Below are 26,449 nucleotides of genomic sequence, written 5' to 3' on the forward strand. Positions count from 1 at the left end.
AGTGAAACGATGCATCGCCGATGGTAGTGTGGGGTTTCCCCATGTGAGAGTAGGTCATCGTCAAGATTAAATTCCGAAACCCCATTTGCGAAAGCAGATGGGGTTTTGTTTTGGGCGCGAAAAAAGCAGGCCAGGCGGTACTAGGCAGTGCTCGCTTGGCTGCTAAATCTTACGCTTTCTATGCAATGACCCAGCGCATGGCTATCATGCCTGCCTCATTGTGAGGCGATACTTGCATGCTGACGTTGTTAAAACTTCTGAAAGATGGCCGATTCCACTCTGGAGAGGCGCTAGGTGCTGCCCTGGGAGTTAGCCGCAGTGCTGTCTGGAAGCAGCTCCAGCACCTTGAGGCGGAATTGAATTTGCCTATCCACAAAGTGCGTGGAAAGGGGTACCAACTTGCATCCCCTCTGGTGTTCTTGAGTGCTGAAGAAATTGCGCTGAGGGCGCCTTCCTTGGGTTGGTCCATCCATATCTCCGACTCTATTGACTCTACCAACGCGGAAGCCTTGCGACGGGTTGCTGCTGAATGTCCGGCCCCGTTTCTAGTGCTCGCGGAACAGCAAACAGCAGGAAGAGGCCGGCGCGGTCGAACATGGGTCAGTCCGTATGCGCAGAATGTGTATTACAGCCTCGTCTTACGCATTGAGGATGGTCTGCGACAGTTGGAAGGATTAAGCCTGGTTGTCGGCCTGGCAGTCATGCAGGCCCTTCGTGAGTCGGGTGTGCAGGGGGCTGCGTTGAAGTGGCCGAACGATGTCTTGGTTGGTCAGCAGAAAATTGCAGGCATCTTGTTGGAATTAGTGGGGGATCCTGCGGATATATGCCACGTTGTCCTTGGTATAGGCATTAATGTGAATATGCAGAAATCCGATGCCATCGACCAGCAGTGGACATCAGTACAGCTTGAGACAGGTGCTCCAATCGATCGCAATTCGTTGGTTGCGAGGCTGGGGCAACAGTTGCTGAGCCATCTGGAGCGACACAAGGCTGGTGGATTTGCTGCGCTTCAGGGGGAGTGGGAGCGTAATCATGCGTGGCAAGGGCGGACGGTTTCCCTCATTGCCGGCGTCAACCAAGTTGATGGCGTGGTGCTGGGTGTCGATCGCCAGGGCGCCTTGCGTTTGAGTGTTGATGGTGTTGAAAAAATCTACAGCGGTGGTGAGTTAAGCCTGAGGTTGCGTGATGATTCTTGAGCTCGACTGTGGCAATAGCTTTATCAAGTGGCGGGTGCTTGATTCGAACTGGTCGGCGGCCTCCGCAGAGGGTGTCGTTGGCTCGGATATAGCGTTGATTGAAAGCCTGGTGGCCGTTCCTGGCTTGCTGCTCACGCGCTGCCGGTTGGTGAGTGTCCGGGCGCTGGAGGAGACCAGCAAGCTGGTACAGGCTCTGGAGGGGGCTTTTGGTATTGTTGTCTCTTGTGCCTCTCCAGCACGAGAGATGGCTGGCGTGCGCAACGGCTATGAAGATTTCGAACGTCTTGGCCTTGATCGTTGGCTGGCGATGCTGGGTGGATTCAAGTTGGCGTCAGGTGCTTGCCTGGTGCTTGATTTTGGTACGGCGGCGACAGCAGATTTTATTGGCGCGGACGGCGAGCATTTGGGCGGGTTCATTTGCCCTGGTATGCCTCTCATGCGTAATCAATTGCGCACGCACACCCGCAAGATTCGTTACGACGATGCTGCTGCTGAGCGAGCGCTGGAGCGCCTCTCACCAGGTCGCACAACAGTAGAGGCGGTCGAGCGTGGCTGTACGCTGATGCTCAGAGGATTTGTGCTGACCCAGCTCGAGCTGGCCCGAAGCTACTGGGGTGACAGCTTTACGGTGTTCCTTACCGGGGGGGATGCTGAGTTGGTTTTGGATGCTGTGCCGCAGGCGCGCCTCGTCCCTGATCTGGTTTTCGTCGGTTTGGCGATGGCGTGCCCTTTGTCTTGAGGTGTTTATGCGTTGGCTGTTTCTACTTTTGCTCGTCCTCAACGCCTTCTACTACGTGTGGCATCAGCAGGAGGCGCCGCTGCGCGCCAAGGATGTAACGCCCTTGAGTCTGTATCGGGGGTCTCAGCAAGATATTCGCTTGCTGAGTGAGTCTTCGGATGCGATTGCCAGGAGGGAGCGGGCAAAAGCCTCTGAACCGCAAAATACGTGTTTGTACATAGGTGGTTTTGTCGACCAGCGCCAGGCGCAGTCCGTCGAGCAGCGACTGATCAGCCTGGATATAAAGGCCAAGGTTCAATTGCTGAACACGCCTGAGGCCTCCGGTTACTGGCTTCGCGTGGCCCCTGAAAGTCGACGTCTGGCTGATGATCTGCCCTTTGAAAACCTTGCTAAGGAATTCAATGAGTTAAAACATAAAATAATGTTGTGCGAAGGCGTTGCAACTCTCGAATAGTTTGCATAGAATGGCGCCCGCTTCGCAGTGAAGACCTTTAAGGTCTACAAGGTGAAGCGAGCGTCAACGCAGCTAACCTCATATTTTTAAATGAGAAAATGCTTGACAGAAGGCCGGCGTGATGTAAAATGCCGGCTCGCTTAGGAGGGGTTCCCGAGCGGCCAAAGGGATCAGACTGTAAATCTGACGTCTACGACTTCGAAGGTTCGAATCCTTCCCCCTCCACCATTTTTAGCGTGAGCTGCAAGCTCCGCGGGTATAGTTTAGTGGTAGAACCTCAGCCTTCCAAGCTGATGATGCGGGTTCGATTCCCGCTACCCGCTCCAAGTTTGCAGGTTGTGCAATGTGTTTCGCTCTTGTAGCTCAGTTGGTAGAGCACACCCTTGGTAAGGGTGAGGTCAGCGGTTCAAATCCGCTCAAGAGCTCCATATAACAAGGCAGATATGAAAATATCTGCCTTTGTTTTAACAGCTGCCTCGGCTTGATTCTGGTTTTTCTGGCGCTTGTGTCAGGTGGTTTCAAGTCTGTTGGGGTTGGTTGTTGTAAAGTCTTTTTCAGGCCTGCATAATGGTCGGCCTGATTTTGTTTTAGGTCAGTAGCTCAATTGGCAGAGCGACGGTCTCCAAAACCGTAGGTTGGGGGTTCGATTCCCTCCTGACCTGCCAGATTCACGTGGTGTGTCTGGCTTTCTTTTCACAGGATCTTCATAGATGACTCCTAAGGCTGAAGCTCAAAGCTCTCGTTTCGATCTGGTCAAGTGGCTCGCTGTAGTTGCCTTGGTGGTCGTAGGCGTTGTTGGCAATCAGTACTATTCTGCTTCGCCGATCCTGTACCGCGTACTCGCTTTGCTGGCCCTTGCTGCTGTAGCTGCCTTTGTAGGCCTGCAGACTGCCAAAGGCAAGTCTTTCGCGGTCCTGGTAAAGGAAGCTCGCACCGAAATTCGTAAAGTCGTTTGGCCGACTCGCCAAGAAACCACGCAGACCACATTGATTGTCGTGGCTGTTGTTCTGGTTATGGCGTTGCTGTTGTGGGGGCTAGATTCCCTGCTCGGCTGGCTTGTTTCCTTGATTGTTGGCTAAGGGTGTCCCGTGGCTAAGCGTTGGTACGTTGTGCATGCTTACTCGGGTTACGAGAAGCATGTTATGCGCTCTTTGCTAGAGCGCGTAAAGCTGGCAGGCATGGAAGATGGCTTCGGCGAAATTCTGGTTCCCACTGAAGAAGTGGTTGAAATGCGGAATGGGCAGAAGCGTAAAAGCGAACGTAAGTTCTTCCCTGGCTACGTGCTGGTTCAGATGGACATGAATGAAGGTACTTGGCACTTAGTCAAGGATACCCCTCGTGTCATGGGTTTCATTGGCGGAACCGCTGATAAGCCTGCTCCGATCACCGACAAAGAGGCGGAAGCAATTCTGCGTCGTGTTGCTGATGGTAGCGACAAGCCTAAGCCGAAGACGTTGTTCGAGCCGGGTGAGGTTGTTCGTGTCACAGATGGTCCGTTTGCTGATTTCAACGGTACCGTCGAAGAAGTTAACTACGAAAAGAGCCGGATCCAAGTGGCGGTGCTCATTTTCGGTCGCTCTACTCCGGTAGAGCTGGAATTCAGCCAGGTCGAAAAGGTCTAGCTGAACAAGCATCCCAACCCCGCAGCCTTAGGCTGTGGGGTTTTGTCGTCACTGGGATAAACGCGCAAGTAACCGGGGAGCCTTTCGAGGCGCTTGAACCCGTAATTGGAGTGCCTCATGGCCAAGAAGATTACCGCTTACATCAAGCTGCAAGTGAAGGCCGCTCAGGCCAACCCAAGCCCACCCGTCGGTCCAGCTCTGGGTCAGCACGGCGTGAACATCATGGAATTCTGCAAGGCCTTCAACGCCCGTACTCAGGGTATTGAGCCAGGTCTGCCGACTCCAGTGATCATCACTGTATACAGCGACCGTAGCTTCACCTTCGAAACCAAGTCGACCCCGGCTTCGGTTCTGTTGAAGAAAGCTGCTGGTCTGACTAGCGGTTCCGCTCGTCCTAACACCGTTAAAGTCGGCACTGTAACTCGTGCTCAGCTGGAAGAAATCGCGAAAACCAAAAACGCGGATCTGACTGCAGCTGATATGGATGCAGCCGTGCGTACCATCGCCGGTTCTGCTCGTAGCATGGGCCTTAACGTGGAGGGTGTGTAATGGCTAAGCTGACCAAGCGCCAAAAGGCTATCGCCGGCAAAATCGAAGCAGGCAAGTCCTACAACTTTGTAGACGCTGCTGCCCTGCTGACCGAGCTGTCGACTGTCAAGTTCAGCGAGTCTGTTGACGTTGCTGTAAACCTGGGTGTTGACCCACGTAAATCCGACCAGGTCGTTCGTAGCGCTACTGTGCTGCCACACGGTACTGGCAAGACTGTACGTGTAGCTGTCTTCACCCAAGGCCCGGCAGCTGAAGCTGCTCTGGCCGCCGGCGCTGACCGCGTTGGCATGGACGACCTGGCTGCCGAAATGAAAGGCGGCGACCTGAACTATGACGTCGTTATTGCTTCCCCGGATGCAATGCGCGTTGTAGGTCAGTTGGGTCAGATCCTCGGTCCACGCGGCCTGATGCCTAACCCTAAAGTCGGCACCGTAACTCCAGACGTAGCTACCGCGGTTAAAAACGCCAAGGCTGGTCAGGTTCGTTATCGCACCGACAAAAACGGCATCATCCACACCTCCGTTGGCAAAGTCGGCTTCGACGCCGTCAAGCTGAAGGAAAACGTTGAAGCCCTGATCGCTGATCTGAAGCGTATCAAGCCAGCTTCCTCGAAAGGTATCTACGTCAAGCGCGTTACCCTGAGCACCACTATGGGCCCAGGTCTGGTCATCGACCAAGGCTCGCTGGACGTATAAGACACAAATTGGCGCGAGCGATCGCGCCAATTGAAAAAATTGGGGTCCCTGCCTGGCGGGGGCTATCCAAGACCGTAGGCGACGCAAGTCTTAAACCATCAAGCCTACGCAGATGGTGCTCCCGGTTCCTTACCGAATCAGACACCAAAACGACATCCGGCTCCGGCCAGATGAAACGGTAACAAGCAGGAGTTAAACCCGTGGCAATTAATCTCGAAGACAAGAAGGCCATCGTCGCTGAAGTCAACGAGGCTGCCAAAGCTGCTCTGTCCGCTGTCGTGGCTGATGCCCGTGGTGTGACAGTAGGCGCTATGACCGGACTCCGTAAAGAGGCTCGTGAAGCTGGCGTTTACGTACGTGTTGTACGTAACACTCTGCTCAAGCGCGCTGTTGCTGACACTGAATACAGTGTTCTCAACGACGTGTTCACTGGCCCGACTCTGATCGCGTTCTCCAAAGATCATCCAGGCGCTGCTGCCCGTTTGTTCAAGGAATTCGCCAAGAGTCAGGATAAGTTCGAGATCAAGGCAGCTGCGTTCGAGGGCAAGTTCCTCGCAGCTAACCAAATCGACGTACTGGCAACACTGCCGACCCGCGACGAAGCCATTTCGCAGCTGATGAGCGTGATTCAAGGCGCTACCAGCAAGCTGGCTCGTACTCTGGCCGCAGTTCGCGAGCAAAAAGAAGCCGCCGCAGCCTAAGGCTGAACGACTTCTCTCGCGTATTTTTGTTTATTTCGATGGCCGTGTAGGCCGTCCCCCAATTCAGGAAATACAGCAATGTCTATCTCCCAAGACGATATCCTCAACGCCGTAGCTGAAATGTCGGTTCTGCAGGTTGTTGAGCTGATCAAAGCTTTCGAAGAAAAATTCGGCGTTTCCGCTGCCGCTGCTTCCGCTGGCCCAGCTGCTGCTGCTGCCGTTGTTGAAGAGCAAACCGAATTCAACGTCATGCTGCTGGAAGCTGGCGAGAAGAAAGTAAACGTGATCAAGGCAGTACGTGAACTGACCGGTCTGGGCCTGAAAGAAGCCAAGGCAGTAGTTGACGGCGCTCCAGCTATGGTTCTGGAAGCAGTGACCAAAGATGCTGGCGACAAAGCCAAAGCAACTCTGGAAGAAGCAGGCGCTAAAGTCGAGCTGAAGTAAGCATCGACCTTGCGTTTCCAGCCCAAGCGTTAAGCTGAAGGCTGATGGCTGGTGGCTCTTGCCACCGGCCTTTTTCCGTTCTTGGCTGCCGACTAGGTCGCCGCCATTAACGCGCTGTAGCCACCCGAAGCGGTGGTGCAAACCATGGGGTTTGCGAGATTTTCTGGCTGCTCCCGTCGGAGGGGCCAAACAAGCAGGTGACCAAGCTGGGGAACGCTGATGGCTTACTCATATACTGAGAAAAAACGTATCCGCAAGGACTTTAGCAAGTTGCCGGACGTCATGGATGTCCCGTACCTTCTGGCTATCCAGCTGGATTCGTATCGTGAATTCTTGCAGGCGGGAGCGACCAAAGATCAGTTCCGCGACGTGGGCCTGCATGCGGCCTTCAAATCCGTTTTCCCGATCATCAGCTACTCCGGCAATGCTGCGCTGGAGTACGTGGGTTATCGCCTGGGCGAACCGGCATTTGATGTCAAAGAATGCGTGTTGCGCGGTGTTACGTACGCCGTACCTTTGCGGGTAAAAGTCCGTCTGATCATTTTCGACAAAGAATCGTCGAACAAAGCGATCAAGGACATCAAAGAGCAAGAAGTCTACATGGGCGAAATCCCACTGATGACTGAAAACGGTACCTTCGTAATCAACGGTACCGAGCGTGTAATCGTTTCCCAGCTGCACCGTTCCCCGGGCGTGTTCTTCGACCACGACCGCGGCAAGACGCACAGCTCCGGTAAACTCCTGTACTCCGCGCGGATCATTCCGTACCGCGGTTCGTGGTTGGACTTCGAGTTCGACCCGAAAGACTGCGTGTTCGTGCGTATCGACCGTCGTCGCAAGCTGCCGGCCTCGGTACTGCTGCGCGCGCTCGGTTATACCACTGAGCAAGTGCTGGACGCTTTCTACACCACCAACGTATTCAGCCTGAAGGATGAAACCCTCAAGCTGGAGCTGATCGCTTCGCGTCTGCGTGGTGAAATTGCCGTCCTGGACATCCAGGATGAAAACGGCAAGGTGATTGTTGAGGCTGGCCGTCGTATTACTGCGCGCCACATCAACCAGATCGAAAAAGCCGGTATCAAAGAGCTGGAAGTGCCTCTGGACTACGTCCTGGGTCGCACCACCGCCAAGGTTATCGTTCACCCGGCCACAGGCGAAATCCTGGCTGAGTGCAACACCGAGCTGAACACCGAGATCCTGGCGAAAATCGCCAAGGCCCAGGTTGTTCGCATCGAGACCCTGTACACCAACGATATCGACTGCGGTCCGTTCGTCTCCGACACGCTGAAGATCGACTCCACCAGCAACCAATTGGAAGCGCTGGTCGAGATCTATCGCATGATGCGTCCTGGCGAGCCGCCAACCAAAGACGCTGCCGAGACCCTGTTCAACAACCTGTTCTTCAGCCCTGAGCGCTATGACCTGTCTGCGGTCGGCCGGATGAAGTTCAACCGTCGTATCGGTCGTACCGAGATCGAAGGTTCGGGCGTGCTGTGCAAGGAAGACATCGTCGCGGTATTGAAGACCCTGGTCGACATCCGTAACGGTAAAGGCATCGTCGATGACATCGACCACCTGGGTAACCGTCGTGTTCGCTGCGTTGGCGAGATGGCCGAGAACCAGTTCCGCGTTGGCCTGGTACGTGTTGAGCGTGCGGTCAAAGAGCGTCTGTCGATGGCTGAAAGCGAAGGCCTGATGCCGCAAGACCTGATCAACGCCAAGCCAGTGGCTGCGGCGGTGAAAGAGTTCTTCGGTTCCAGCCAGCTCTCGCAGTTCATGGACCAGAACAACCCGCTCTCCGAGATCACCCACAAGCGCCGTGTTTCTGCACTGGGCCCGGGCGGTCTGACCCGTGAGCGTGCTGGCTTTGAAGTTCGTGACGTACACCCGACGCACTACGGTCGTGTTTGCCCGATCGAAACGCCGGAAGGTCCGAACATCGGCCTGATCAACTCCCTGGCTGCCTATGCGCGCACCAACCAGTACGGCTTCCTCGAGAGCCCGTACCGTGTGGTGAAAGACGCCCTGGTTACCGACGAGATCGTGTTCCTGTCCGCCATCGAAGAAGCTGATCACGTGATCGCTCAGGCTTCGGCCACGATGAACGACAAGAAAGTGCTGGTCGACGAGCTGGTAGCTGTTCGTCACTTGAACGAGTTCACCGTCAAGGCGCCGGAAGACGTCACCTTGATGGACGTATCGCCGAAGCAGGTAGTTTCGGTTGCTGCGTCGCTGATCCCGTTCCTGGAACACGATGACGCCAACCGTGCGTTGATGGGTTCCAACATGCAGCGTCAAGCTGTACCGACCCTGCGCGCTGACAAGCCGCTGGTAGGTACCGGCATGGAGCGTAACGTAGCCCGTGACTCCGGCGTTTGCGTCGTGGCTCGTCGTGGCGGCGTGATCGACTCCGTTGATGCCAGCCGTATCGTGGTTCGTGTTGCCGATGACGAAGTTGAAACTGGCGAAGCCGGTGTCGACATCTACAACCTGACCAAATACACCCGCTCGAACCAGAACACCTGCATCAACCAGCGTCCGCTGGTGAGCAAGGGTGATCGCGTTCAGCGTAGCGACATTATGGCCGATGGCCCGTCCACCGATATGGGTGAGCTGGCTCTGGGTCAGAACATGCGCATCGCGTTCATGGCATGGAACGGCTTCAACTTCGAAGACTCCATCTGCCTGTCCGAGCGTGTGGTCCAAGAAGACCGCTTCACCACGATCCACATCCAGGAACTGACCTGTGTGGCACGTGACACCAAGCTTGGGCCTGAGGAAATCACTGCAGACATCCCGAACGTGGGTGAAGCTGCACTGAACAAGCTGGACGAAGCCGGTATCGTTTACGTAGGTGCTGAAGTAGGCGCAGGCGACATCCTGGTTGGTAAGGTCACTCCGAAAGGCGAGACCCAACTGACTCCGGAAGAGAAGCTGTTGCGTGCCATCTTCGGTGAAAAAGCCAGCGACGTTAAAGACACCTCCCTGCGCGTGCCGACTGGCACCAAAGGTACTGTCATCGACGTACAGGTCTTCACCCGTGACGGCGTTGAGCGTGATGCTCGTGCACTGTCCATCGAGAAGACCCAGCTCGACGAGATCCGCAAGGACCTGAACGAAGAGTTCCGTATCGTTGAAGGCGCGACCTTCGAACGTCTGCGTTCCGCTCTGGTAGGCCACAAGGCTGAAGGCGGTGCAGGCCTGAAGAAAGGTCAGGACATCACCGACGAAATCCTCGACGGTCTTGAGCACGGCCAGTGGTTCAAACTGCGCATGGCTGAAGATGCTCTGAACGAGCAGCTCGAGAAGGCCCAGGCCTACATCGTTGATCGCCGCCGTCTGCTGGACGACAAGTTCGAAGACAAGAAGCGCAAACTGCAGCAGGGCGATGACCTGGCTCCAGGCGTGCTGAAAATCGTCAAGGTTTACCTGGCAATCCGTCGCCGCATCCAGCCGGGCGACAAGATGGCCGGTCGTCACGGTAACAAAGGTGTGGTCTCCGTGATCATGCCGGTTGAAGACATGCCGCACGATGCCAATGGCACCCCGGTCGACGTCGTCCTCAACCCGCTGGGCGTACCTTCGCGTATGAACGTTGGTCAGATCCTTGAAACCCACCTGGGCCTCGCGGCCAAAGGTCTGGGTGAGAAGATCAACCGTATGATCGAAGAGCAACGCAAGGTCGCTGACCTGCGTAAGTTCCTGCACGAGATCTACAACGAGATCGGCGGTCGCAACGAAGAGCTGGACACCTTCTCCGACCAGGAAATCCTGGATCTGGCGAAGAACCTGCGCGGCGGCGTTCCAATGGCTACCCCGGTATTCGACGGTGCCAAGGAAAGCGAAATCAAGGCCATGCTGAAACTGGCAGACTTGCCAGAAAGCGGCCAGATGCAGCTGTTCGACGGCCGTACCGGCAACAAGTTCGAGCGCCCGGTTACTGTTGGCTACATGTACATGCTGAAGCTGAACCACTTGGTAGACGACAAGATGCACGCTCGTTCTACCGGTTCGTACAGCCTGGTTACCCAGCAGCCGCTGGGTGGTAAGGCTCAGTTCGGTGGTCAGCGTTTCGGGGAGATGGAGGTCTGGGCACTGGAAGCATACGGTGCTGCTTACACTCTGCAAGAAATGCTCACAGTGAAGTCGGACGATGTGAACGGTCGGACCAAGATGTACAAAAACATCGTGGACGGCGATCACCGTATGGAGCCGGGCATGCCCGAGTCCTTCAACGTGTTGATCAAAGAAATTCGTTCCCTCGGCATCGATATCGATCTGGAAACCGAATAACACGTGACGCGAATCGAGAGCGGGGCTGTTTAGCCCGCTCTCTGCTCCGCCAGGAGGAAAGGCCTTGAAAGACCTACTGAATTTGCTGAAAAACCAGGGTCAAGTCGAAGAGTTCGACGCCATCCGTATTGGATTGGCATCGCCTGAGATGATCCGTTCGTGGTCGTTCGGTGAAGTTAAAAAGCCGGAAACCATCAACTACCGTACGTTCAAACCTGAGCGTGACGGCCTGTTCTGCGCCAAGATCTTTGGCCCGGTAAAGGATTACGAGTGCCTGTGCGGTAAGTACAAGCGCTTGAAGCACCGTGGTGTGATCTGCGAGAAGTGCGGCGTTGAAGTTGCGCTGGCTAAAGTTCGTCGTGAGCGCATGGCGCACATCGAACTGGCTTCGCCGGTTGCCCACATCTGGTTCCTGAAATCGCTGCCGTCCCGTATCGGCTTGCTGATGGACATGACCCTGCGTGATATCGAACGCGTTCTCTACTTCGAGAGCTATGTCGTTATCGATCCAGGCATGACCACCCTTGAGAAAGGTCAGCTGCTGAACGACGAGCAGTACTTCGAAGCGCTGGAAGAGTTTGGCGATGATTTCGATGCCCGCATGGGTGCCGAAGCTGTCCGTGAACTGCTGCACGCTATCGACCTGGAGCACGAGATTGGCCGTCTGCGCGAAGAAATTCCGCAAACCAACTCCGAAACCAAGATCAAGAAACTGTCCAAGCGTCTGAAGTTGATGGAAGCCTTCCAGGGTTCCGGCAACTTGCCAGAGTGGATGGTGCTGACCGTTCTGCCGGTTCTGCCGCCAGACCTGCGTCCGCTGGTACCGTTGGACGGTGGTCGTTTCGCGACGTCCGACCTCAACGACCTGTACCGCCGCGTGATCAACCGTAACAACCGCTTGAAGCGCCTGCTTGATCTGTCCGCTCCGGACATCATCGTGCGCAACGAAAAGCGTATGTTGCAAGAAGCTGTCGACGCCTTGCTCGACAACGGTCGTCGTGGCCGCGCTATCACAGGTTCCAACAAGCGTCCTCTGAAATCCCTGGCTGACATGATCAAGGGTAAGCAAGGTCGTTTCCGTCAGAACTTGCTCGGTAAGCGTGTTGACTACTCCGGTCGTTCGGTAATTACCGTAGGCCCGACCCTGCGTCTGCACCAGTGCGGTCTGCCTAAGAAGATGGCACTTGAGCTGTTCAAGCCATTCATCTTCGGCAAGCTGGAAATGCGCGGTCTCGCGACCACCATCAAAGCGGCCAAGAAAATGGTCGAGCGCGAACTGCCAGAGGTTTGGGACGTTCTCGCTGAAGTGATCCGCGAACACCCGGTTCTCCTCAACCGTGCACCGACCCTTCACCGTCTGGGTATCCAGGCGTTTGAACCGGTACTGATCGAAGGTAAGGCTATCCAGCTGCACCCTCTGGTCTGTGCTGCGTACAACGCCGACTTCGACGGCGACCAAATGGCCGTGCACGTACCGCTGACACTGGAAGCCCAGTTGGAAGCGCGTGCGTTGATGATGTCGACCAACAACATTCTGTCGCCAGCCAACGGTGAGCCAATCATCGTTCCGTCGCAGGACGTTGTATTGGGTCTGTACTACATGACCCGTGAAGCGATCAACGCCAAGGGCGAGGGTCGTGTGTTCGCTGACCTGCAAGAAGTTGACCGTGTGTTCCGTGCCGGCGAAGCCGCACTGCACGCCAAGGTCAAAGTGCGGATCAACGAAACCGTCAACGACCGTGATGGCGGCAGCGTGAGCGGCACCCGTATCGTCGACACTACCGTCGGCCGTGCGCTGCTGTATCAAGTTGTACCAAAAGGTCTGTCGTACGACGTCGTCAACCTGCCGATGAAGAAAAAGGCGATCTCCAAGCTGATCAACCAGTGCTACCGCGTGGTTGGTTTGAAAGAGACCGTGATCTTCGCTGACCAGTTGATGTACACCGGTTTTGCTTACTCGACCATTTCCGGCGTTTCCATCGGCGTTAACGACTTCGTTATCCCGGATGAAAAAGCCCAGATCATCGGTGCTGCTACCGATGAAGTGAAAGAGATCGAAAGCCAGTACGCCTCCGGCCTGGTAACCCAGGGCGAGAAGTACAACAAAGTGATCGACCTTTGGTCGAAGGCGAACGACGAAGTTTCCAAGGCGATGATGGCCAACCTCTCGAAAGAGAAGGTTATCGACCGTCACGGCGTGGAAGTCGATCAAGAGTCCTTCAACTCGATGTACATGATGGCCGACTCGGGCGCACGGGGTTCTGCTGCGCAGATCCGTCAGCTCGCCGGTATGCGTGGTCTGATGGCCAAGCCGGACGGTTCCATCATCGAAACGCCGATTACTGCGAACTTCCGTGAAGGTTTGAGCGTACTTCAGTACTTCATCTCCACTCACGGTGCTCGTAAGGGTCTTGCGGATACCGCGTTGAAAACCGCTAACTCCGGTTACCTGACTCGTCGTCTGGTAGACGTTGCACAAGATCTGGTTGTAACCGAGATCGACTGCGGCACCGAGCACGGCCTGCTGATGACCCCGCACATTGAAGGCGGTGACGTTGTAGAGCCGTTGGGTGAGCGCGTACTGGGTCGAGTGATCGCCCGTGACGTATTCAAGCCAGGCACCGAAGAAATCATCGTTCCTGCCGGTACTCTGGTAGACGAGAAGTGGGTCGAGTTCATCGAACTCAACAGCATCGACGAAGTGATCGTTCGCTCGCCGATCAGCTGCGAAACCCGCTACGGCATTTGCGCCAAGTGCTACGGCCGTGACTTGGCTCGTGGTCACCAGGTGAACATCGGTGAAGCGGTCGGCGTTATCGCTGCCCAGTCCATCGGTGAGCCGGGTACCCAGCTGACCATGCGTACGTTCCACATCGGTGGTGCGGCAAGCCGGACCTCCGCAGCTGACAGCGTTCAGGTGAAGAATGGCGGTACCGTCCGTCTGCACAACCTGAAGCACGTTGAGCGAGTGGATGGCCACCTGGTTGCTGTGTCCCGTTCCGGTGAGCTGGCCATCGCTGACGACTACGGTCGTGAGCGTGAGCGTTACAAGCTGCCGTACGGTGCTGTGATTTCGGTTAAAGAAGGTGACAAGGTCGACGCTGGCGCAATCGTGGCCAAGTGGGATCCGCACACTCACCCAATCGTTACCGAAATGAAAGGTACCGTGACCTACGTGGGCATGGAAGAAGGCATCACGATCAAGCGTCAGACTGACGAATTGACCGGTATGACCAACATTGAAGTACTCGACGCGAAAGATCGTCCAGCTGCCGGTAAGGACATCCGTCCTGCCGTGAAGATGGTCGACGACAACGGCAAGGACTTGTTGCTGCCAGGCACTGACGTAATCGCTCAGTACTTCCTGCCAGCCAACGCTCTGGTCGGTGTAGCGGATGGTGCGAAGATCGCGATCGGTGATGTTATCGCGCGTATCCCGCAAGAAACTTCGAAAACTCGAGACATCACCGGTGGTCTGCCGCGTGTTGCCGACTTGTTCGAAGCTCGTCGTCCGAAAGAAGCGTCGATTCTGGCTGAAGTCAGCGGCACCATCGCGTTCGGTAAAGAGACCAAGGGCAAGCGCCGTCTGGTCATTACCCCGAACGACGGTAGCGATCCGTATGAAGAGCTGATTCCGAAGTGGCGTCACCTGAACGTGTTCGAAGGCGAACAGGTAAACCGCGGCGAAGTTATCTCCGACGGCCCGAGCGATCCACACGACATCCTGCGTCTGCTGGGTGTGAGTGCGCTGGCCAAGTACATCGTTAACGAGATCCAGGACGTTTACCGTCTGCAAGGCGTGAAGATCAACGATAAGCACATCGAGACCATCCTGCGTCAGATGTTGCGTAAAGTTGAAATCGCTGAATCCGGCGATTCCAGTTTCATCAAGGGCGACCAGATGGAACTGACTCACGTACTGGTAGAAAACGAGCGCCTGGCGAACGACGAGAAATTCGTTTCCAAGTTCACTCGCGTGCTGCTGGGTATCACCAAGGCGTCGTTGTCCACTGAGTCGTTCATCTCGGCGGCCTCCTTCCAGGAGACCACTCGCGTACTGACCGAAGCAGCGGTAACCGGCAAGCGCGACTACCTGCGCGGCCTGAAAGAAAACGTGGTTGTGGGTCGTTTGATCCCGGCCGGTACCGGTTTGGCTTACCACAGCGAGCGCAAGCGCCGCCGTGATGCTGACAAGCCGCTGCGCGTAAGCGCCAGTGAAGTGGAAGCTGCACTGACCGAAGCGCTGAACTCAAGCGGTAACTGAGTTCTGCGATAAATAAGTCTGGGCCCTGACAGCCCCCATTCGTCGGATCGAGGCAGTAATGCCCCGGTTCGATGAGAGGGGAGGTCGGGGCCTTGCCTTGACTGGGGGCAAGATCCTCTTTAGACTCTTGTACCCCTAAATTTGGCGGGAATTCGTTCCTGCCATTTTGCTTTTCTTGCAAGACAATAGCGTCGCAAGACAACAGTGGAGCTAGTAGATGGCAACTATCAACCAGCTGGTACGTCAGCCGCGTAAGCGTATCGTCGAGAAATCCGACGTACCTGCGCTGCAGAACTGCCCGCAACGTCGTGGCGTATGCACCCGTGTGTATACCACCACGCCGAAAAAACCTAACTCGGCACTGCGTAAAGTATGCCGTGTGCGCCTGACCAACGGTTTCGAGGTTTCCTCGTACATCGGCGGTGAAGGCCACAACCTGCAAGAGCACAGCGTGGTACTGATCCGCGGCGGTCGTGTAAAAGACTTGCCAGGTGTTCGTTACCACACCGTACGCGGCTCCTTGGATACTTCCGGCGTTAAAGGTCGTAACCAGGGTCGTTCGAAGTACGGTACCAAGAAGCCTAAGTAGTAGCGGCTTTTTGTAAAACTGAATCATCTTATTTTCTGAGTCGATAAGAGTAAGGTCGGAGGCGTCCCGAAAGGGCACCGATTCCGAGCGAACCTGAAGACCGTTTGAGGGCTTATCCATGCCAAGAAGACGCGTAGCAGCCAAGCGCGAAGTGCTTGACGATCCAAAATACGGAAGCCAAATCCTGGCCAAGTTCATGAACCACGTGATGGAAAGCGGCAAGAAAGCCGTTGCCGAGCGTATCGTTTATGGCGCGCTGGAAAAGGTTAAAGAACGCAAGAACAGCGACCCCCTGGAAATCTTCGAGAAAGCTCTCGACGCCATCGCTCCGCTGGTCGAAGTGAAGTCGCGCCGTGTAGGCGGTGCTACTTACCAGGTTCCGGTTGAAGTTCGTCCGTCCCGTCGTAACGCTCTGGCAATGCGCTGGTTGGTAGACTTCGCCCGTAAGCGTGGCGAGAAGTCTATGGCTCTGCGTTTGGCCGGCGAACTGTTGGACGCTGCCGAAGGTAAAGGTGCTGCTGTTAAGAAGCGTGAAGACGTGCACCGTATGGCTGAAGCTAACAAAGCTTTCTCGCACTACCGCTTCTAATCTTAGCTTCACTAATTTTGCGAGGGCTTTATGGCTCGTACTACTCCGATTAGCCGCTACCGTAACATCGGTATCGTTGCTCACGTGGATGCTGGTAAAACCACCACCACCGAGCGCGTACTGTTTTACACCGGCAAAAGTCACAAAATGGGCGAGGTGCATGACGGCGCCGCGACCACAGACTGGATGGTTCAGGAGCAGGAGCGTGGTATTACCATTACTTCTGCTGCTATTACCGCCTTCTGGAAAGGTTCCGAGAAGCAGTACAAAGACGAGCACCGCTTCAACGTAATCGATACCCCGGGCCACGTAGACTTCACCATTGAAGTTGAGCGTTCCCTGCGCGTACTCGACGGCGCTGTCGTTGTGTTCTGCGGCACCTCGGGTGTTGAGCCTCAGTCGGAAACCGTATGGCGTCAAGCCAACAAGTACGGCGTTCCACGTCTTGTTTACGTAAACAAGATGGACCGTGCTGGTGCCAACTTCCTGCGCGTGATCGGTCAGATCAAGCAGCGTCTGGGTCACACCCCGGTGCCAATCCAATTGGCTATCGGCTCCGAAGACAACTTCCAGGGGCAGATCGATCTGCTCGCCATGGAAGCTGTTTATTGGAATGATTCCGACAAAGGTATGGTTCCTGTTCGCAAGCCTATCCCTGAAGAGCTTCAGGAACTGGCTGACGAGTGGCGCAGTAACATGGTTGAGGCTGCTGCCGAAGCCAGCGAAGAGCTGATGAACAAGTACCTCGAGGGTGAAGAACTCACCAACGTGGAAATCAAGGCTGCTCTGCGTCAGCGTACTATCGCTGGCGAAATCGTCTTGGCTGTTTGCGGTTCTTCCTTCAAGAACAAGGGTGTTCCCCTGGTTCTCGACGCCGTTATCGACTACCTGCCGGCTCCAACCGACATTCCTGCTATCAAGGGTTCCAACCCTGATAACGAGGAAGAAGAGATGGAGCGTCATGCAGACGACAACGAGCCGTTCTCGGCTCTGGCGTTCAAGATCGCTACCGACCCATTCGTGGGTACTTTGACCTTCGTCCGCGTTTACTCGGGCGTGTTGGCATCCGGCGACGGCGTGATCAACTCGGTTAAAGGCAAGAAAGAGCGCGTGGGTCGTATGGTGCAAATGCATGCAAACGCCCGTGAAGAGATCAAGGAAGTACGCGCTGGTGACATCGCGGCCCTGATCGGCATGAAGGACGTCACCACTGGTGAAACCTTGTGCGACGCTGCCAAGCCAATCATCCTGGTTCGCATGGACTTCCCGGAGCCGGTTATTTCGGTTGCCGTAGAGCCTAAGACCAAGGATGACCAGGAAAAAATGGGTATCGCTCTGGGCAAACTTGCTCAGGAAGATCCATCTTTCCGCGTTAAGACTGATGAAGAGACTGGTCAAACGATCATCTCCGGCATGGGCGAGCTTCACCTGGACATCCTGGTTGACCGGATGCGCCGTGAGTTCAACGTCGAAGCCAACATCGGTAAGCCTCAGGTTTCCTATCGTGAGCGCATCACGAAGAATTGCGAAATCGAAGGCAAGTTCGTTCGTCAGTCCGGCGGTCGTGGTCAGTTCGGTCACTGCTGGATCCGTTTTGCTCCTGCTGACGAAGGTCAGGAAGGTCTGCAATTCGTGAACGAAGTAGTTGGTGGTGTGGTTCCTAAGGAATACATCCCGGCTATCCAGAAGGGCATCGAAGAGCAGATGAAGAACGGCGTTGTTGCCGGCTATCCGCTGATCGGCCTGAAAGCAACCGTTTTTGACGGTTCTTACCACGACGTCGACTCCAACGAGATGGCGTTCAAGGTAGCTGCCTCCATGGCAACCAAGCAACTGGCCCAGAAGGGCGGTGGTGAGTTGCTTGAGCCGATCATGGCGGTAGAAGTTGTTACACCTGAAGACTATATGGGTGATGTCATGGGCGACCTTAACCGTCGTCGCGGCATGATCTTGGGTATGGAAGACACGGTTTCCGGCAAAGTGATTCGCGCCGAGGTTCCGTTGGGTGAGATGTTCGGTTATGCGACCGACGTTCGCTCCATGTCCCAGGGTCGCGCAAGCTACTCTATGGAATTCAAGAAATACAATACGGCTCCGTCGCACATCGTCGAAACCGTTACCAAAAAACAAGGCTGATTCAGCCCGTTTAGGCTAGGAGTTAATTGTCGTGGCTAAAGAAAAATTTGATCGTTCCCTACCGCACGTAAACGTTGGCACCATCGGCCACGTTGACCACGGTAAAACCACTCTGACCGCAGCTCTGACTCGCGTTTGCTCCGAAGTGTTCGGTTCTGCAATCGTTGATTTCGATAAAATCGACAGCGCGCCAGAAGAAAAAGCTCGTGGTATCACCATCAACACCGCGCACGTCGAGTACAACTCGAAGATTCGTCACTACGCTCACGTTGACTGCCCAGGTCACGCTGACTACGTGAAGAACATGATTACCGGTGCTGCCCAGATGGACGGCGCGATCCTGGTTTGCTCGGCCGCTGATGGTCCGATGCCACAAACCCGTGAGCACATCCTGCTGTCCCGCCAGGTAGGCGTTCCGTACATCGTGGTTTTCCTGAACAAGGCTGACCTGGTAGACGACGCTGAGCTGCTGGAACTGGTTGAGATGGAAGTGCGCGATCTGCTGAGCACTTACGACTTCCCAGGCGACGACACTCCGATCATCATCGGTTCTGCTCGTATGGCTCTGGAAGGTAAAGACGACAACGAAATGGGCACCACTGCCGTTCGTAAACTGGTTGAAACTCTGGATACCTACATCCCAGAACCAGTTCGTCTGACCGACAAGCCGTTCCTGATGCCAATCGAAGACGTGTTCTCGATCTCTGGTCGCGGTACTGTTGTGACTGGTCGTATCGAGCGCGGTATCGTTCGCGTTCAAGATCCACTGGAAATCGTTGGTCTGCGTGACACCACCGTCACCACCTGCACCGGTGTTGAAATGTTCCGCAAACTGCTCGACGAAGGTCGTGCTGGCGAGAACTGCGGCGTTCTGCTGCGTGGTACCAAGCGTGACGACGTTGAGCGTGGCCAGGTTCTGGTTAAGCCAGGCACCGTTAAGCCGCACACCAAGTTCACCGCAGAAGTCTACGTTCTGAGCAAAGAAGAAGGCGGTCGTCACACTCCGTTCTTCAAAGGCTACCGTCCTCAGTTCTACTTCCGTACTACTGACGTGACTGGTAACTGCCAGCTGCCAGAAGGCGTTGAAATGGTAATGCCAGGTGATAACATCCAAATGGAAGTTACCCTGATCAAGACCATCGCAATGGAAGACGGTCTGCGCTTCGCTATTCGTGAAGGCGGCCGTACCGTTGGTGCTGGTGTTGTAGCTAAAATCATCGAGTAAGCTCTTTTTGAGTTAGCTTGATGCTTTGAAAAAGGCCCCCGCTCAGCGGGGGCTTTTTTTATTGGGTTGACACCTATCTGGGGCGTCTATAGAATTGCGCCTCCTTTTAACGGGCGTATTGCGCTCGCTGGGAATAGCAGCCGGAGTCTGAAATCCAATGCAAAATCAGCAAATCCGTATCAGGTTGAAGGCTTTTGACCATCGCCTGATCGACCAATCCACCCAGGAAATCGTGGAAACCGCGAAACGTACTGGTGCACAAGTGCGTGGTCCAATTCCACTGCCTACCCGTAAAGAGCGGTTCACCGTTCTGGTCTCCCCGCACGTCAACAAAGACGCGCGTGACCAGTACGAGATCCGTACTCATAAGCGCGTTCTGGACATCGTCCAGCCAACGGATAAAACCGTTGATGCACTTATGAAGCTTGATCTGGCGGCCGGTGTGGAAGTACAGATCAGCCTCGGCTAAGACTTGGGTCTTAGTCGTGTAACGCTCTGAAATGGGCGGCCATAGCGGGTGAAAGCCCCGTACACTCATGAGGTTTACAACATGACTATTGGTGTAGTCGGTCGTAAATGCGGTATGACCCGTATTTTCACCGAAGAAGGTGTCTCCATTCCGGTCACGGTCATTGAGATCGAACCGAATCGCGTCACCCAGTTCAAAACTGAAGAGATCGATGGCTATCGTGCAGTGCAAGTCACTGTCGGCGAGCGTCGTGCTTCGCGCGTGACTGCTGCTCAAGCAGGTCACTTCGCAAAAGCAAACGTTGCAGCTGGTCGTACTGTTATGGAGTTCCGTCTTGAAGATGGCGACTACCAGGCTGGCGATCTGATCAACGCTGAAATCTTCGCCGCTGGTCAACTGGTTGATGTAACCGGTCAGTCCAAGGGTAAAGGCTTCCAGGGTACGATCAAGCGTTGGAATTTCCGTGGCCAAGACAACACTCACGGTAACTCCGTTTCCCACCGCGTCCCGGGCTCTATTGGCCAGTGCCAGACTCCTGGTCGTGTATTCAAGGGCAAAAAAATGTCCGGTCATATGGGCGCTGAGCGCGTGACCGTGCAGTCCCTCGAAGTAGTGCGCGTCGACGCTGAACGCAATCTGTTGTTGGTCAAGGGTGCTGTTCCTGGCGCTACTGGCGGCAACCTGGTTGTACGTCCAGCGGCCAAGGCTCGCGGTTAAGGGGAAGCTGACATGCAATTAAATGTAAATGACGCTCAAGCGATCGAAGTTTCCGAACTGACATTTGGCGGCGAATTCAACGAGACGCTCGTTCACCAAGCAGTCGTGGCCTACATGGCCGGCGGCCGTCAAGGTAGCAAGCAGCAAAAGACCCGTTCCGACGTACGTGGTGGCGGTAAGCGCCCTTGGCGTCAGAAAGGCACTGGCCGTGCTCGTGCCGGTACTATCCGTAGCCCAATCTGGCGTGGCGGCGGTACCACTTTCGCAGCTCGTCCACAGGATCACTCTCAGAAGCTCAACAAGAAGATGTACCGCGCAGCACTGCGCTCCATCCTTGCTGAACTCGTGCGTACTGATCGTCTGGTCGTGGTTCAGGACTTCGCTGTTGAAAGTCCAAAAACCAAAGATCTGCTGGGCAAACTGAACAACATGAGCCTGACCGACGTTTTGATCGTGTCTGAAGCTGTTGATCAGAACCTGTACCTGGCTGCTCGCAACCTGCCACACGTTGATGTACGTGACGTGCAAGGTTCCGATCCAGTTAGTCTGATCGCATACGACAAGGTGTTGATCACCGTGTCGGCCGTGAAGAAATTCGAGGAGCTGCTGGGATGAACCAGGAACGCGTATTTAAAGTTCTGCTTGGCCCGCACGTTTCCGAAAAGGCTACGGTTCTGGCTGACAAGAAAGGCCAGTTCGTTTTCAAGGTTGCAACTGACGCAACCAAGCTGGAAATCAAGAAGGCCGTCGAAAGCCTGTTCAGCGTGAAAGTAGAGCGTGTTACTACCCTGAATGTTCTGGGTAAGAGCAAGCGCACTGCTCGCGGTCTGGGCAAGCGTAATGACTGGAAGAAGGCAGTTATCTCCCTTCAGCCAGGCCAAGATCTCGATTTCAGCAGCAGTGCTGAGTAAGGAAGGGGTGCATCATGGCAATCGTTAAATGCAAACCGACTTCCCCTGGCCGCCGTTTTGTGGTCAAGGTGGTCAACCAGGAGCTGCATAAAGGCGCTCCTCACGCACCGCTGCTCGAGAAAAAATCGAAGACTGGTGGTCGTAACAACAATGGTCGTATTACCACTCGTCACATCGGTGGTGGCCATAAGCAGCATTATCGTCTGGTCGATTTCCGTCGCAACGACAAAGATGGCATCTCTGCCACTGTCGAGCGTATCGAATACGATCCAAACCGTACTGCTCACATCGCTCTGCTGCTGTACGCAGATGGCGAGCGTCGCTACATCATCGCCCCTAAAGGCGTGAGCGCTGGCGACCAGCTGATCGCAGGTGCTCTGGCGCCGATCAAGCCGGGCAACGCTCTGCAACTGCGTAACATTCCAGTTGGTAGCACCGTACACGGCATCGAATTGAAGCCAGGTAAAGGCGCACAGATCGCTCGTTCCGCTGGTGCTTCGGCTCAGCTGATCGCTCGTGAAGGTGTCTACGTGACCCTGCGTCTGCGTTCTGGTGAGATGCGTAAAGTGCTGGCTGAATGCCGCGCGACCCTGGGCGAAGTCTCGAACTCCGAGCACAGCCTGCGTTCGCTGGGTAAAGCTGGTGCCAAACGCTGGCGTGGCGTTCGCCCAACCGTTCGTGGTGTTGCCATGAACCCGGTTGACCACCCACACGGTGGTGGTGAAGGTCGTACCTCTGGTGGTCGTCATCCGGTATCGCCATGGGGCTTCCCGACTAAGGGCGCGAAGACTCGTGGTAATAAGCGTACCGACAAAATGATCGTCCGTCGTCGCAAGTAAATAGAGGGATACGACAGTGCCACGTTCTCTGAAAAAAGGTCCTTTTATTGATCTTCACCTACTGAAGAAGATCGAAGTGGCGGCGGAAAAGAATGATCGCAAACCGGTGAAAACCTGGTCGCGTCGTTCGATGATCCTGCCACAAATGGTCGGTCTGACCATCGCAGTACACAACGGTCGTCAACACGTCCCAGTTCTCGTTAACGAAGACATGGTCGGCCACAAACTGGGCGAGTTTGCCGGTACCCGCACTTATCGTGGGCACGTGGCAGACAAGAAAGCCAAGCGTTAAGGGGTTAGGAAATGGAAGTAGCCGCTAAGTTGTCGGGCGCTCGAATCTCCGCCCAGAAAGCCCGCTTGGTCGCCGACCAGATCCGCGGGAAGAAGGTGGGCGAAGCGCTCAACCTGTTGGCTTTCAGCAGTAAGAAAGCCGCCGAGATCATGAAGAAAGTGCTGGAGTCGGCCGTAGCCAACGCCGAGCATAACGAAGGCGCAGACGTTGATGACCTGAAGGTCAGCACCGTTTTCGTCAACGAAGGGCGTTCGCTGAAGCGCATCATGCCACGTGCCAAAGGCCGTGCTGATCGCATCGTCAAGCGGTCTTGCCATATCACTGTCAAGGTTGCTGACAAGTAACGGAGTCGAAGAGATGGGTCAGAAAGTACATCCCATTGGCATTCGCCTGGGAATCGTCAAGGAGCACACCTCCGTCTGGTACGCAGACGGTCGGACTTATGCGGACTATTTGTTCGCTGATCTGAAGGTGCGTGAGTATCTCCAAGACAAACTAAAAAGCGCGTCCGTAAGCCGTATCGATATCCATCGTCCGGCACAAACTGCACGTATCACCATCCACACCGCTCGTCCAGGTATCGTTATCGGGAAGAAAGGTGAAGATGTTGAGAAACTGCGTCAGGACCTGACCAAGCAAATGGGTGTGCCTGTGCACATCAATATCGAAGAGATCCGTAAGCCGGAGCTCGACGGTATGCTGGTTGCGCAGAGCGTAGCTCAGCAGCTGGAGCGTCGCGTAATGTTCCGTCGCGCTATGAAGCGCGCCGTACAGAACGCCATGCGCATTGGTGCCAAAGGCATCAAAATCCAAGTGAGCGGTCGTCTCGGCGGTGCTGAAATCGCACGTACTGAATGGTATCGCGAAGGTCGTGTGCCACTGCACACCCTGCGTGCCGACATCGACTATGCCAACTACGAAGCTCACACCACTTACGGTGTGATCGGTGTAAAGGTTTGGATCTTCAAAGGCGAAGTAATTGGTGGTCGCCAAGAAGAACTGAAACCACAAGCACCAGCGCCTCGTAAAAAAGCTGCTAAGTAAGGGGTACGCCAAATGTTGCAACCTAAGCGTACGAAGTTCCGCAAGCAGATGACAGGCCACAACCGTGGTCTGGCTCAGCGCGGTAGCAAAGTCAGCTTCGGCGAGTTCGCGCTGAAGTCTGTAGCTCGTGGTCGTCTCACCGCTCGTCAGATCGAGTCAGCGCGTCGTGCTCTGACCCGTCACGTTAAACGTGGCGGCAAGATCTGGATCCGTGTATTCCCGGACAAGCCGATCTCCAAGAAGCCTCTCGAAGTGCGGATGGGTAAAGGTAAGGGTAACGTGGAATATTGGGTTGCCCAGATTCAGCCAGGCAAAGTCCTGTATGAAATCGAGGGTGTTACTGAAGAGCTGGCGCGTGAGGCTTTCGCCCTGGCTGCTGCAAAGCTGCCGCTCGCCACCTCCTTTGTTAAACGGACGGTGATGTGATGAAAGCGAATGAACTTCGTGAAAAATCCGCACAGCAGCTGAACGAGCAACTGCTCGGCTTGCTGCGCGACCAGTTCAATCTGCGTATGCAGAAAGCAACTGGCCAGTTGGGGCAGTCTCATCTGCTCTCGCAAGTTAAGCGTGACATCGCTCGCGTGAAGACTGTGCTCAACCAGCAGGCAGGTAAGTGATCATGGCTGAAGCCGAAAAGACTGTCCGTACGCTGACTGGCCGTGTTGTCAGCGACAAGATGGACAAAACCATCACCGTTTTGATCGAGCGTCGCGTTAAGCACCCGATCTACGGTAAATATGTTAAGCGTTCGACTAAGCTGCACGCGCACGACGAAACCAATCAGTGCCACATCGGCGACAAAGTCACTATTCGTGAAACTCGTCCGCTGGCCAAGACCAAGTCTTGGGCACTGGTTGATGTTCTCGAACGCGCTGTGGAAGTCTAAGGACTAGGGGTCGGAGAAATTATATGATTCAGACTCAATCCATGCTCGATGTGGCCGATAACAGCGGCGCTCGCCGTGTTATGTGCATCAAGGTGCTGGGTGGCTCCCATCGTCGTTACGCTGGTATCGGTGACATCATCAAAGTTACCGTGAAGGAAGCAATTCCTCGCGGTAAAGTGAAAAAAGGCCAAGTGATGACTGCTGTTGTAGTCCGCACTCGTCACGGCGTACGTCGTGCTGATGGCTCCATTATCCGCTTTGATGGCAACGCTGCTGTTCTTCTGAACAACAAGCAAGAGCCGATCGGCACCCGTATCTTTGGGCCAGTGACCCGTGAACTTCGTACTGAGAAGTTCATGAAGATCGTCTCGCTCGCCCCAGAAGTGCTGTAAGGAGATCCGACATGCAAAAGATTCGTCGTGACGACGAGATCATCGTGATCGCCGGCAAAGACAAAGGTAAGCGCGGTAAGGTGCTTAAGGTTCTCGCTAATAACCGTCTGGTTATCGGTGGTCTGAACCTGGTTAAGCGTCATACCAAGCCTAACCCGATGTCGGGCGTGCAGGGCGGTATCGTCGAGAAAGAAGCTCCGCTGGATGCTTCTAACGTCGCCATCTTCAACGGCGAAACCAACAAGGCTGACCGCGTTGGTTTCAAAGTAGAAGACGGTAAGAAAATTCGTGTCTTCAAGTCGACCCAAAAAGCGGTTGATGCTTGAACACTGCTAGGTAGATTAGACCATGGCACGACTACAAGAGATTTACCGGAAGGAAATCGCCCCTAAGCTTAAGGAAGAACTTAAGCTTGGGAACGTGATGGAAGTTCCGCGCGTTACCAAAATCACCCTGAACATGGGTCTGGGCGAAGCGATCGGTGACAAAAAAGTCATCGAGCACGCTGTTGCTGACCTGGAAAAGATCACCGGCCAGAAAGTCGTTGTGACCTACGCTCGGAAATCCATCGCTGGCTTTAAAGTCCGTGAAGGTTGGCCGATCGGCGTCAAAGTGACCCTGCGCCGTGAGCGTATGTACGAATTCCTGGATCGTCTGCTGTCGATCTCCCTGCCTCGGGTTCGCGACTTCCGCGGCCTGAATGCCAAGTCCTTCGATGGTCGTGGTAACTACAGCATGGGCGTGAAAGAGCAGATCATCTTCCCGGAAATCGACTACGACAAGATCGATGCTCTCCGCGGTCTGGACATCACCCTGACCACCACTGCCAAGAACGATGATGAAGGTCGCGCCCTGTTGCGTGCTTTCAAATTCCCGTTCCGCAACTGATTGGAGTAGGACCATGGCCAAGATGAGCATGAAAAACCGCGAGCTGAAGCGTCAGCTCACGGTTGCCAAGTACGCCAAGAAGCGTGCAGCACTGAAAGCAATCATCGTTGATCTGAACGCAAGTCCAGAAGCGCGTTGGGAAGCTACAGTTGCTCTGCAGAAGCAGCCACGTGACGCAAGCGCTTCGCGCATGCGTAACCGCTGCCGCCTGACCGGTCGTCCACACGGCGTTTACCGCAAGTTCGGCCTCGGCCGTAACAAACTGCGTGAAGCGGCAATGCGTGGTGACGTACCAGGTCTGGTTAAAGCCAGCTGGTAAGTACTTTCAACGTCCAGGTGGTCTGAATCGCAAGATACTGACCGCCGGTGACCTTGAATCTGGAACAAGCCCCTTTTGGGGCTTGTTTCATTTCTGGAGTGTGTCTAAAATACGCGGCTCGCCTGAGCCCGTGTTTTTTACCCGGAGATTCTCGGCGACATATGTAGCCGCAAGGCTAATTTTTTTGTATTAGGAG

The 26,449-nt window shown here is 55.0% G+C and carries 30 protein-coding genes and 4 tRNA genes; all 34 read left to right on the top strand.

Features of this window, described 5'->3' with window-relative positions:
- The first annotated feature begins 236 nt into the window (after window positions 1-236).
- The 34 genes from birA (at window position 237) to rpsN (ending at window position 26,253) form a co-directional block, all read left to right on the top strand.
- Window positions 237-1,196, top strand: coding sequence for a bifunctional biotin--[acetyl-CoA-carboxylase] ligase/biotin operon repressor BirA (gene birA, locus J1G37_RS22450; RefSeq protein WP_207045448.1), 960 nt, complete (start codon window positions 237-239; stop codon window positions 1,194-1,196).
- The gene (locus tag J1G37_RS22455) at window positions 1,186-1,935 is read left to right on the top strand and encodes a pantothenate kinase (RefSeq protein ID WP_207045450.1); all 750 of its coding nucleotides are present in this window, start codon (window positions 1,186-1,188) and stop codon (window positions 1,933-1,935) included. Before birA ends, J1G37_RS22455 begins: the two co-directional genes overlap by 11 nt.
- 7 nt (window positions 1,936-1,942) lie before the next feature.
- Window positions 1,943-2,389, top strand: a complete 447-nt coding sequence (locus J1G37_RS22460) for a hypothetical protein (RefSeq protein ID WP_207045452.1) — start codon at window positions 1,943-1,945, stop codon at window positions 2,387-2,389.
- Window positions 2,390-2,532: 143 nt separating this feature from the next.
- A tRNA-Tyr gene (locus J1G37_RS22465) sits at window positions 2,533-2,617 on the top strand.
- 24 nt (window positions 2,618-2,641) lie between these two features.
- Window positions 2,642-2,715: transfer RNA gene (locus J1G37_RS22470), tRNA-Gly, on the top strand.
- A gap of 26 nt (window positions 2,716-2,741) precedes the next feature.
- A tRNA-Thr gene (locus J1G37_RS22475) sits at window positions 2,742-2,817 on the top strand.
- A 161-nt stretch (window positions 2,818-2,978) separates the two neighbouring features.
- Window positions 2,979-3,054, top strand: a tRNA-Trp gene (locus J1G37_RS22480).
- A gap of 45 nt (window positions 3,055-3,099) precedes the next feature.
- A complete protein-coding gene (gene secE / locus J1G37_RS22485) occupies window positions 3,100-3,468 on the top strand; it encodes a preprotein translocase subunit SecE (RefSeq protein WP_003194658.1) in 369 nt (122 codons plus the stop codon).
- 9 nt (window positions 3,469-3,477) lie between these two features.
- Window positions 3,478-4,011, top strand: coding sequence for a transcription termination/antitermination protein NusG (gene nusG, locus J1G37_RS22490; RefSeq protein ID WP_003176436.1), 534 nt, complete (start codon window positions 3,478-3,480; stop codon window positions 4,009-4,011).
- A 117-nt stretch (window positions 4,012-4,128) separates the two neighbouring features.
- A complete protein-coding gene (gene rplK, locus J1G37_RS22495; RefSeq protein WP_003210097.1) occupies window positions 4,129-4,560 on the top strand; it encodes a 50S ribosomal protein L11 in 432 nt (143 codons plus the stop codon).
- Window positions 4,560-5,255 carry a 50S ribosomal protein L1 gene (rplA, locus tag J1G37_RS22500; protein ID WP_003176434.1) on the top strand — a complete coding sequence of 232 codons (696 nt, stop codon included), beginning with the start codon at window positions 4,560-4,562 and terminating at the stop codon, window positions 5,253-5,255. The genes rplK and rplA overlap by 1 nt, the downstream gene beginning before the upstream one ends.
- A 200-nt stretch (window positions 5,256-5,455) precedes the next feature.
- A complete protein-coding gene (rplJ, locus tag J1G37_RS22505) occupies window positions 5,456-5,956 on the top strand; it encodes a 50S ribosomal protein L10 (protein WP_003232405.1) in 501 nt (166 codons plus the stop codon).
- A gap of 78 nt (window positions 5,957-6,034) precedes the next feature.
- On the top strand, window positions 6,035-6,400 hold the full coding sequence (gene rplL, locus J1G37_RS22510; RefSeq protein ID WP_053138313.1) for a 50S ribosomal protein L7/L12: 366 nt from the start codon (window positions 6,035-6,037) through the stop codon (window positions 6,398-6,400).
- A gap of 219 nt (window positions 6,401-6,619) precedes the next feature.
- Entirely contained in the window at window positions 6,620-10,693 is a 4,074-nt protein-coding gene (gene rpoB / locus J1G37_RS22515; protein ID WP_026136778.1) for a DNA-directed RNA polymerase subunit beta, read from the top strand.
- 64 nt (window positions 10,694-10,757) lie between these two features.
- Window positions 10,758-14,957, top strand: a complete 4,200-nt coding sequence (rpoC, locus tag J1G37_RS22520) for a DNA-directed RNA polymerase subunit beta' (RefSeq protein ID WP_017736671.1) — start codon at window positions 10,758-10,760, stop codon at window positions 14,955-14,957.
- Window positions 14,958-15,174: 217 nt separating this feature from the next.
- Entirely contained in the window at window positions 15,175-15,546 is a 372-nt protein-coding gene (gene rpsL / locus J1G37_RS22525) for a 30S ribosomal protein S12 (RefSeq protein ID WP_002555494.1), read from the top strand.
- Between the two features lie 118 nt (window positions 15,547-15,664).
- A complete protein-coding gene (gene rpsG, locus J1G37_RS22530; RefSeq protein WP_002555493.1) occupies window positions 15,665-16,135 on the top strand; it encodes a 30S ribosomal protein S7 in 471 nt (156 codons plus the stop codon).
- 30 nt (window positions 16,136-16,165) lie between these two features.
- The gene (gene fusA / locus J1G37_RS22535; RefSeq protein ID WP_207045454.1) at window positions 16,166-18,271 is read left to right on the top strand and encodes an elongation factor G; all 2,106 of its coding nucleotides are present in this window, start codon (window positions 16,166-16,168) and stop codon (window positions 18,269-18,271) included.
- Window positions 18,272-18,302: 31 nt separating this feature from the next.
- Window positions 18,303-19,496, top strand: a complete 1,194-nt coding sequence (tuf, locus tag J1G37_RS22540) for an elongation factor Tu (RefSeq protein ID WP_017736669.1) — start codon at window positions 18,303-18,305, stop codon at window positions 19,494-19,496.
- A gap of 157 nt (window positions 19,497-19,653) precedes the next feature.
- On the top strand, window positions 19,654-19,965 hold the full coding sequence (rpsJ, locus tag J1G37_RS22545; protein ID WP_003186070.1) for a 30S ribosomal protein S10: 312 nt from the start codon (window positions 19,654-19,656) through the stop codon (window positions 19,963-19,965).
- 81 nt (window positions 19,966-20,046) lie between these two features.
- Complete coding sequence (gene rplC / locus J1G37_RS22550) at window positions 20,047-20,682, top strand: 50S ribosomal protein L3 (RefSeq protein ID WP_207045456.1); 636 nt, start codon at window positions 20,047-20,049, stop codon at window positions 20,680-20,682.
- 12 nt (window positions 20,683-20,694) lie between these two features.
- The gene (gene rplD, locus J1G37_RS22555; protein ID WP_003176424.1) at window positions 20,695-21,297 is read left to right on the top strand and encodes a 50S ribosomal protein L4; all 603 of its coding nucleotides are present in this window, start codon (window positions 20,695-20,697) and stop codon (window positions 21,295-21,297) included.
- Window positions 21,294-21,593 carry a 50S ribosomal protein L23 gene (rplW, locus tag J1G37_RS22560; protein ID WP_002555488.1) on the top strand — a complete coding sequence of 100 codons (300 nt, stop codon included), beginning with the start codon at window positions 21,294-21,296 and terminating at the stop codon, window positions 21,591-21,593. Before rplD ends, rplW begins: the two co-directional genes overlap by 4 nt.
- 14 nt (window positions 21,594-21,607) lie before the next feature.
- A complete protein-coding gene (gene rplB, locus J1G37_RS22565; RefSeq protein ID WP_003176423.1) occupies window positions 21,608-22,432 on the top strand; it encodes a 50S ribosomal protein L2 in 825 nt (274 codons plus the stop codon).
- 16 nt (window positions 22,433-22,448) lie between these two features.
- Entirely contained in the window at window positions 22,449-22,724 is a 276-nt protein-coding gene (gene rpsS, locus J1G37_RS22570; RefSeq protein ID WP_002555486.1) for a 30S ribosomal protein S19, read from the top strand.
- An 11-nt stretch (window positions 22,725-22,735) separates the two neighbouring features.
- Window positions 22,736-23,068, top strand: a complete 333-nt coding sequence (gene rplV / locus J1G37_RS22575; RefSeq protein WP_003103908.1) for a 50S ribosomal protein L22 — start codon at window positions 22,736-22,738, stop codon at window positions 23,066-23,068.
- Between the two features lie 13 nt (window positions 23,069-23,081).
- Window positions 23,082-23,768: a 30S ribosomal protein S3 gene (gene rpsC, locus J1G37_RS22580; RefSeq protein ID WP_003176422.1), complete on the top strand. Its 687-nt coding sequence runs from the start codon at window positions 23,082-23,084 to the stop codon at window positions 23,766-23,768.
- 12 nt (window positions 23,769-23,780) lie between these two features.
- Window positions 23,781-24,194 carry a 50S ribosomal protein L16 gene (gene rplP, locus J1G37_RS22585; protein WP_017736665.1) on the top strand — a complete coding sequence of 138 codons (414 nt, stop codon included), beginning with the start codon at window positions 23,781-23,783 and terminating at the stop codon, window positions 24,192-24,194.
- Window positions 24,194-24,385: a 50S ribosomal protein L29 gene (rpmC, locus tag J1G37_RS22590; protein WP_002555481.1), complete on the top strand. Its 192-nt coding sequence runs from the start codon at window positions 24,194-24,196 to the stop codon at window positions 24,383-24,385. Before rplP ends, rpmC begins: the two co-directional genes overlap by 1 nt.
- Window positions 24,386-24,387: 2 nt before the next feature.
- Window positions 24,388-24,654 carry a 30S ribosomal protein S17 gene (rpsQ, locus tag J1G37_RS22595; protein WP_003176419.1) on the top strand — a complete coding sequence of 89 codons (267 nt, stop codon included), beginning with the start codon at window positions 24,388-24,390 and terminating at the stop codon, window positions 24,652-24,654.
- Between the two features lie 23 nt (window positions 24,655-24,677).
- Window positions 24,678-25,046, top strand: coding sequence for a 50S ribosomal protein L14 (rplN, locus tag J1G37_RS22600; protein WP_002555479.1), 369 nt, complete (start codon window positions 24,678-24,680; stop codon window positions 25,044-25,046).
- An 11-nt stretch (window positions 25,047-25,057) separates the two neighbouring features.
- A complete protein-coding gene (gene rplX, locus J1G37_RS22605; protein ID WP_003176416.1) occupies window positions 25,058-25,372 on the top strand; it encodes a 50S ribosomal protein L24 in 315 nt (104 codons plus the stop codon).
- A gap of 22 nt (window positions 25,373-25,394) precedes the next feature.
- Window positions 25,395-25,934, top strand: a complete 540-nt coding sequence (gene rplE, locus J1G37_RS22610; RefSeq protein WP_003194642.1) for a 50S ribosomal protein L5 — start codon at window positions 25,395-25,397, stop codon at window positions 25,932-25,934.
- A 13-nt stretch (window positions 25,935-25,947) separates the two neighbouring features.
- Window positions 25,948-26,253: a 30S ribosomal protein S14 gene (gene rpsN / locus J1G37_RS22615; protein WP_003176414.1), complete on the top strand. Its 306-nt coding sequence runs from the start codon at window positions 25,948-25,950 to the stop codon at window positions 26,251-26,253.
- Window positions 26,254-26,449: the final 196 nt, after the last annotated feature.

Source organism: Pseudomonas sp. Marseille-Q1929, from assembly GCF_017316265.1.
Lineage (GTDB): Bacteria > Pseudomonadota > Gammaproteobacteria > Pseudomonadales > Pseudomonadaceae > Aquipseudomonas.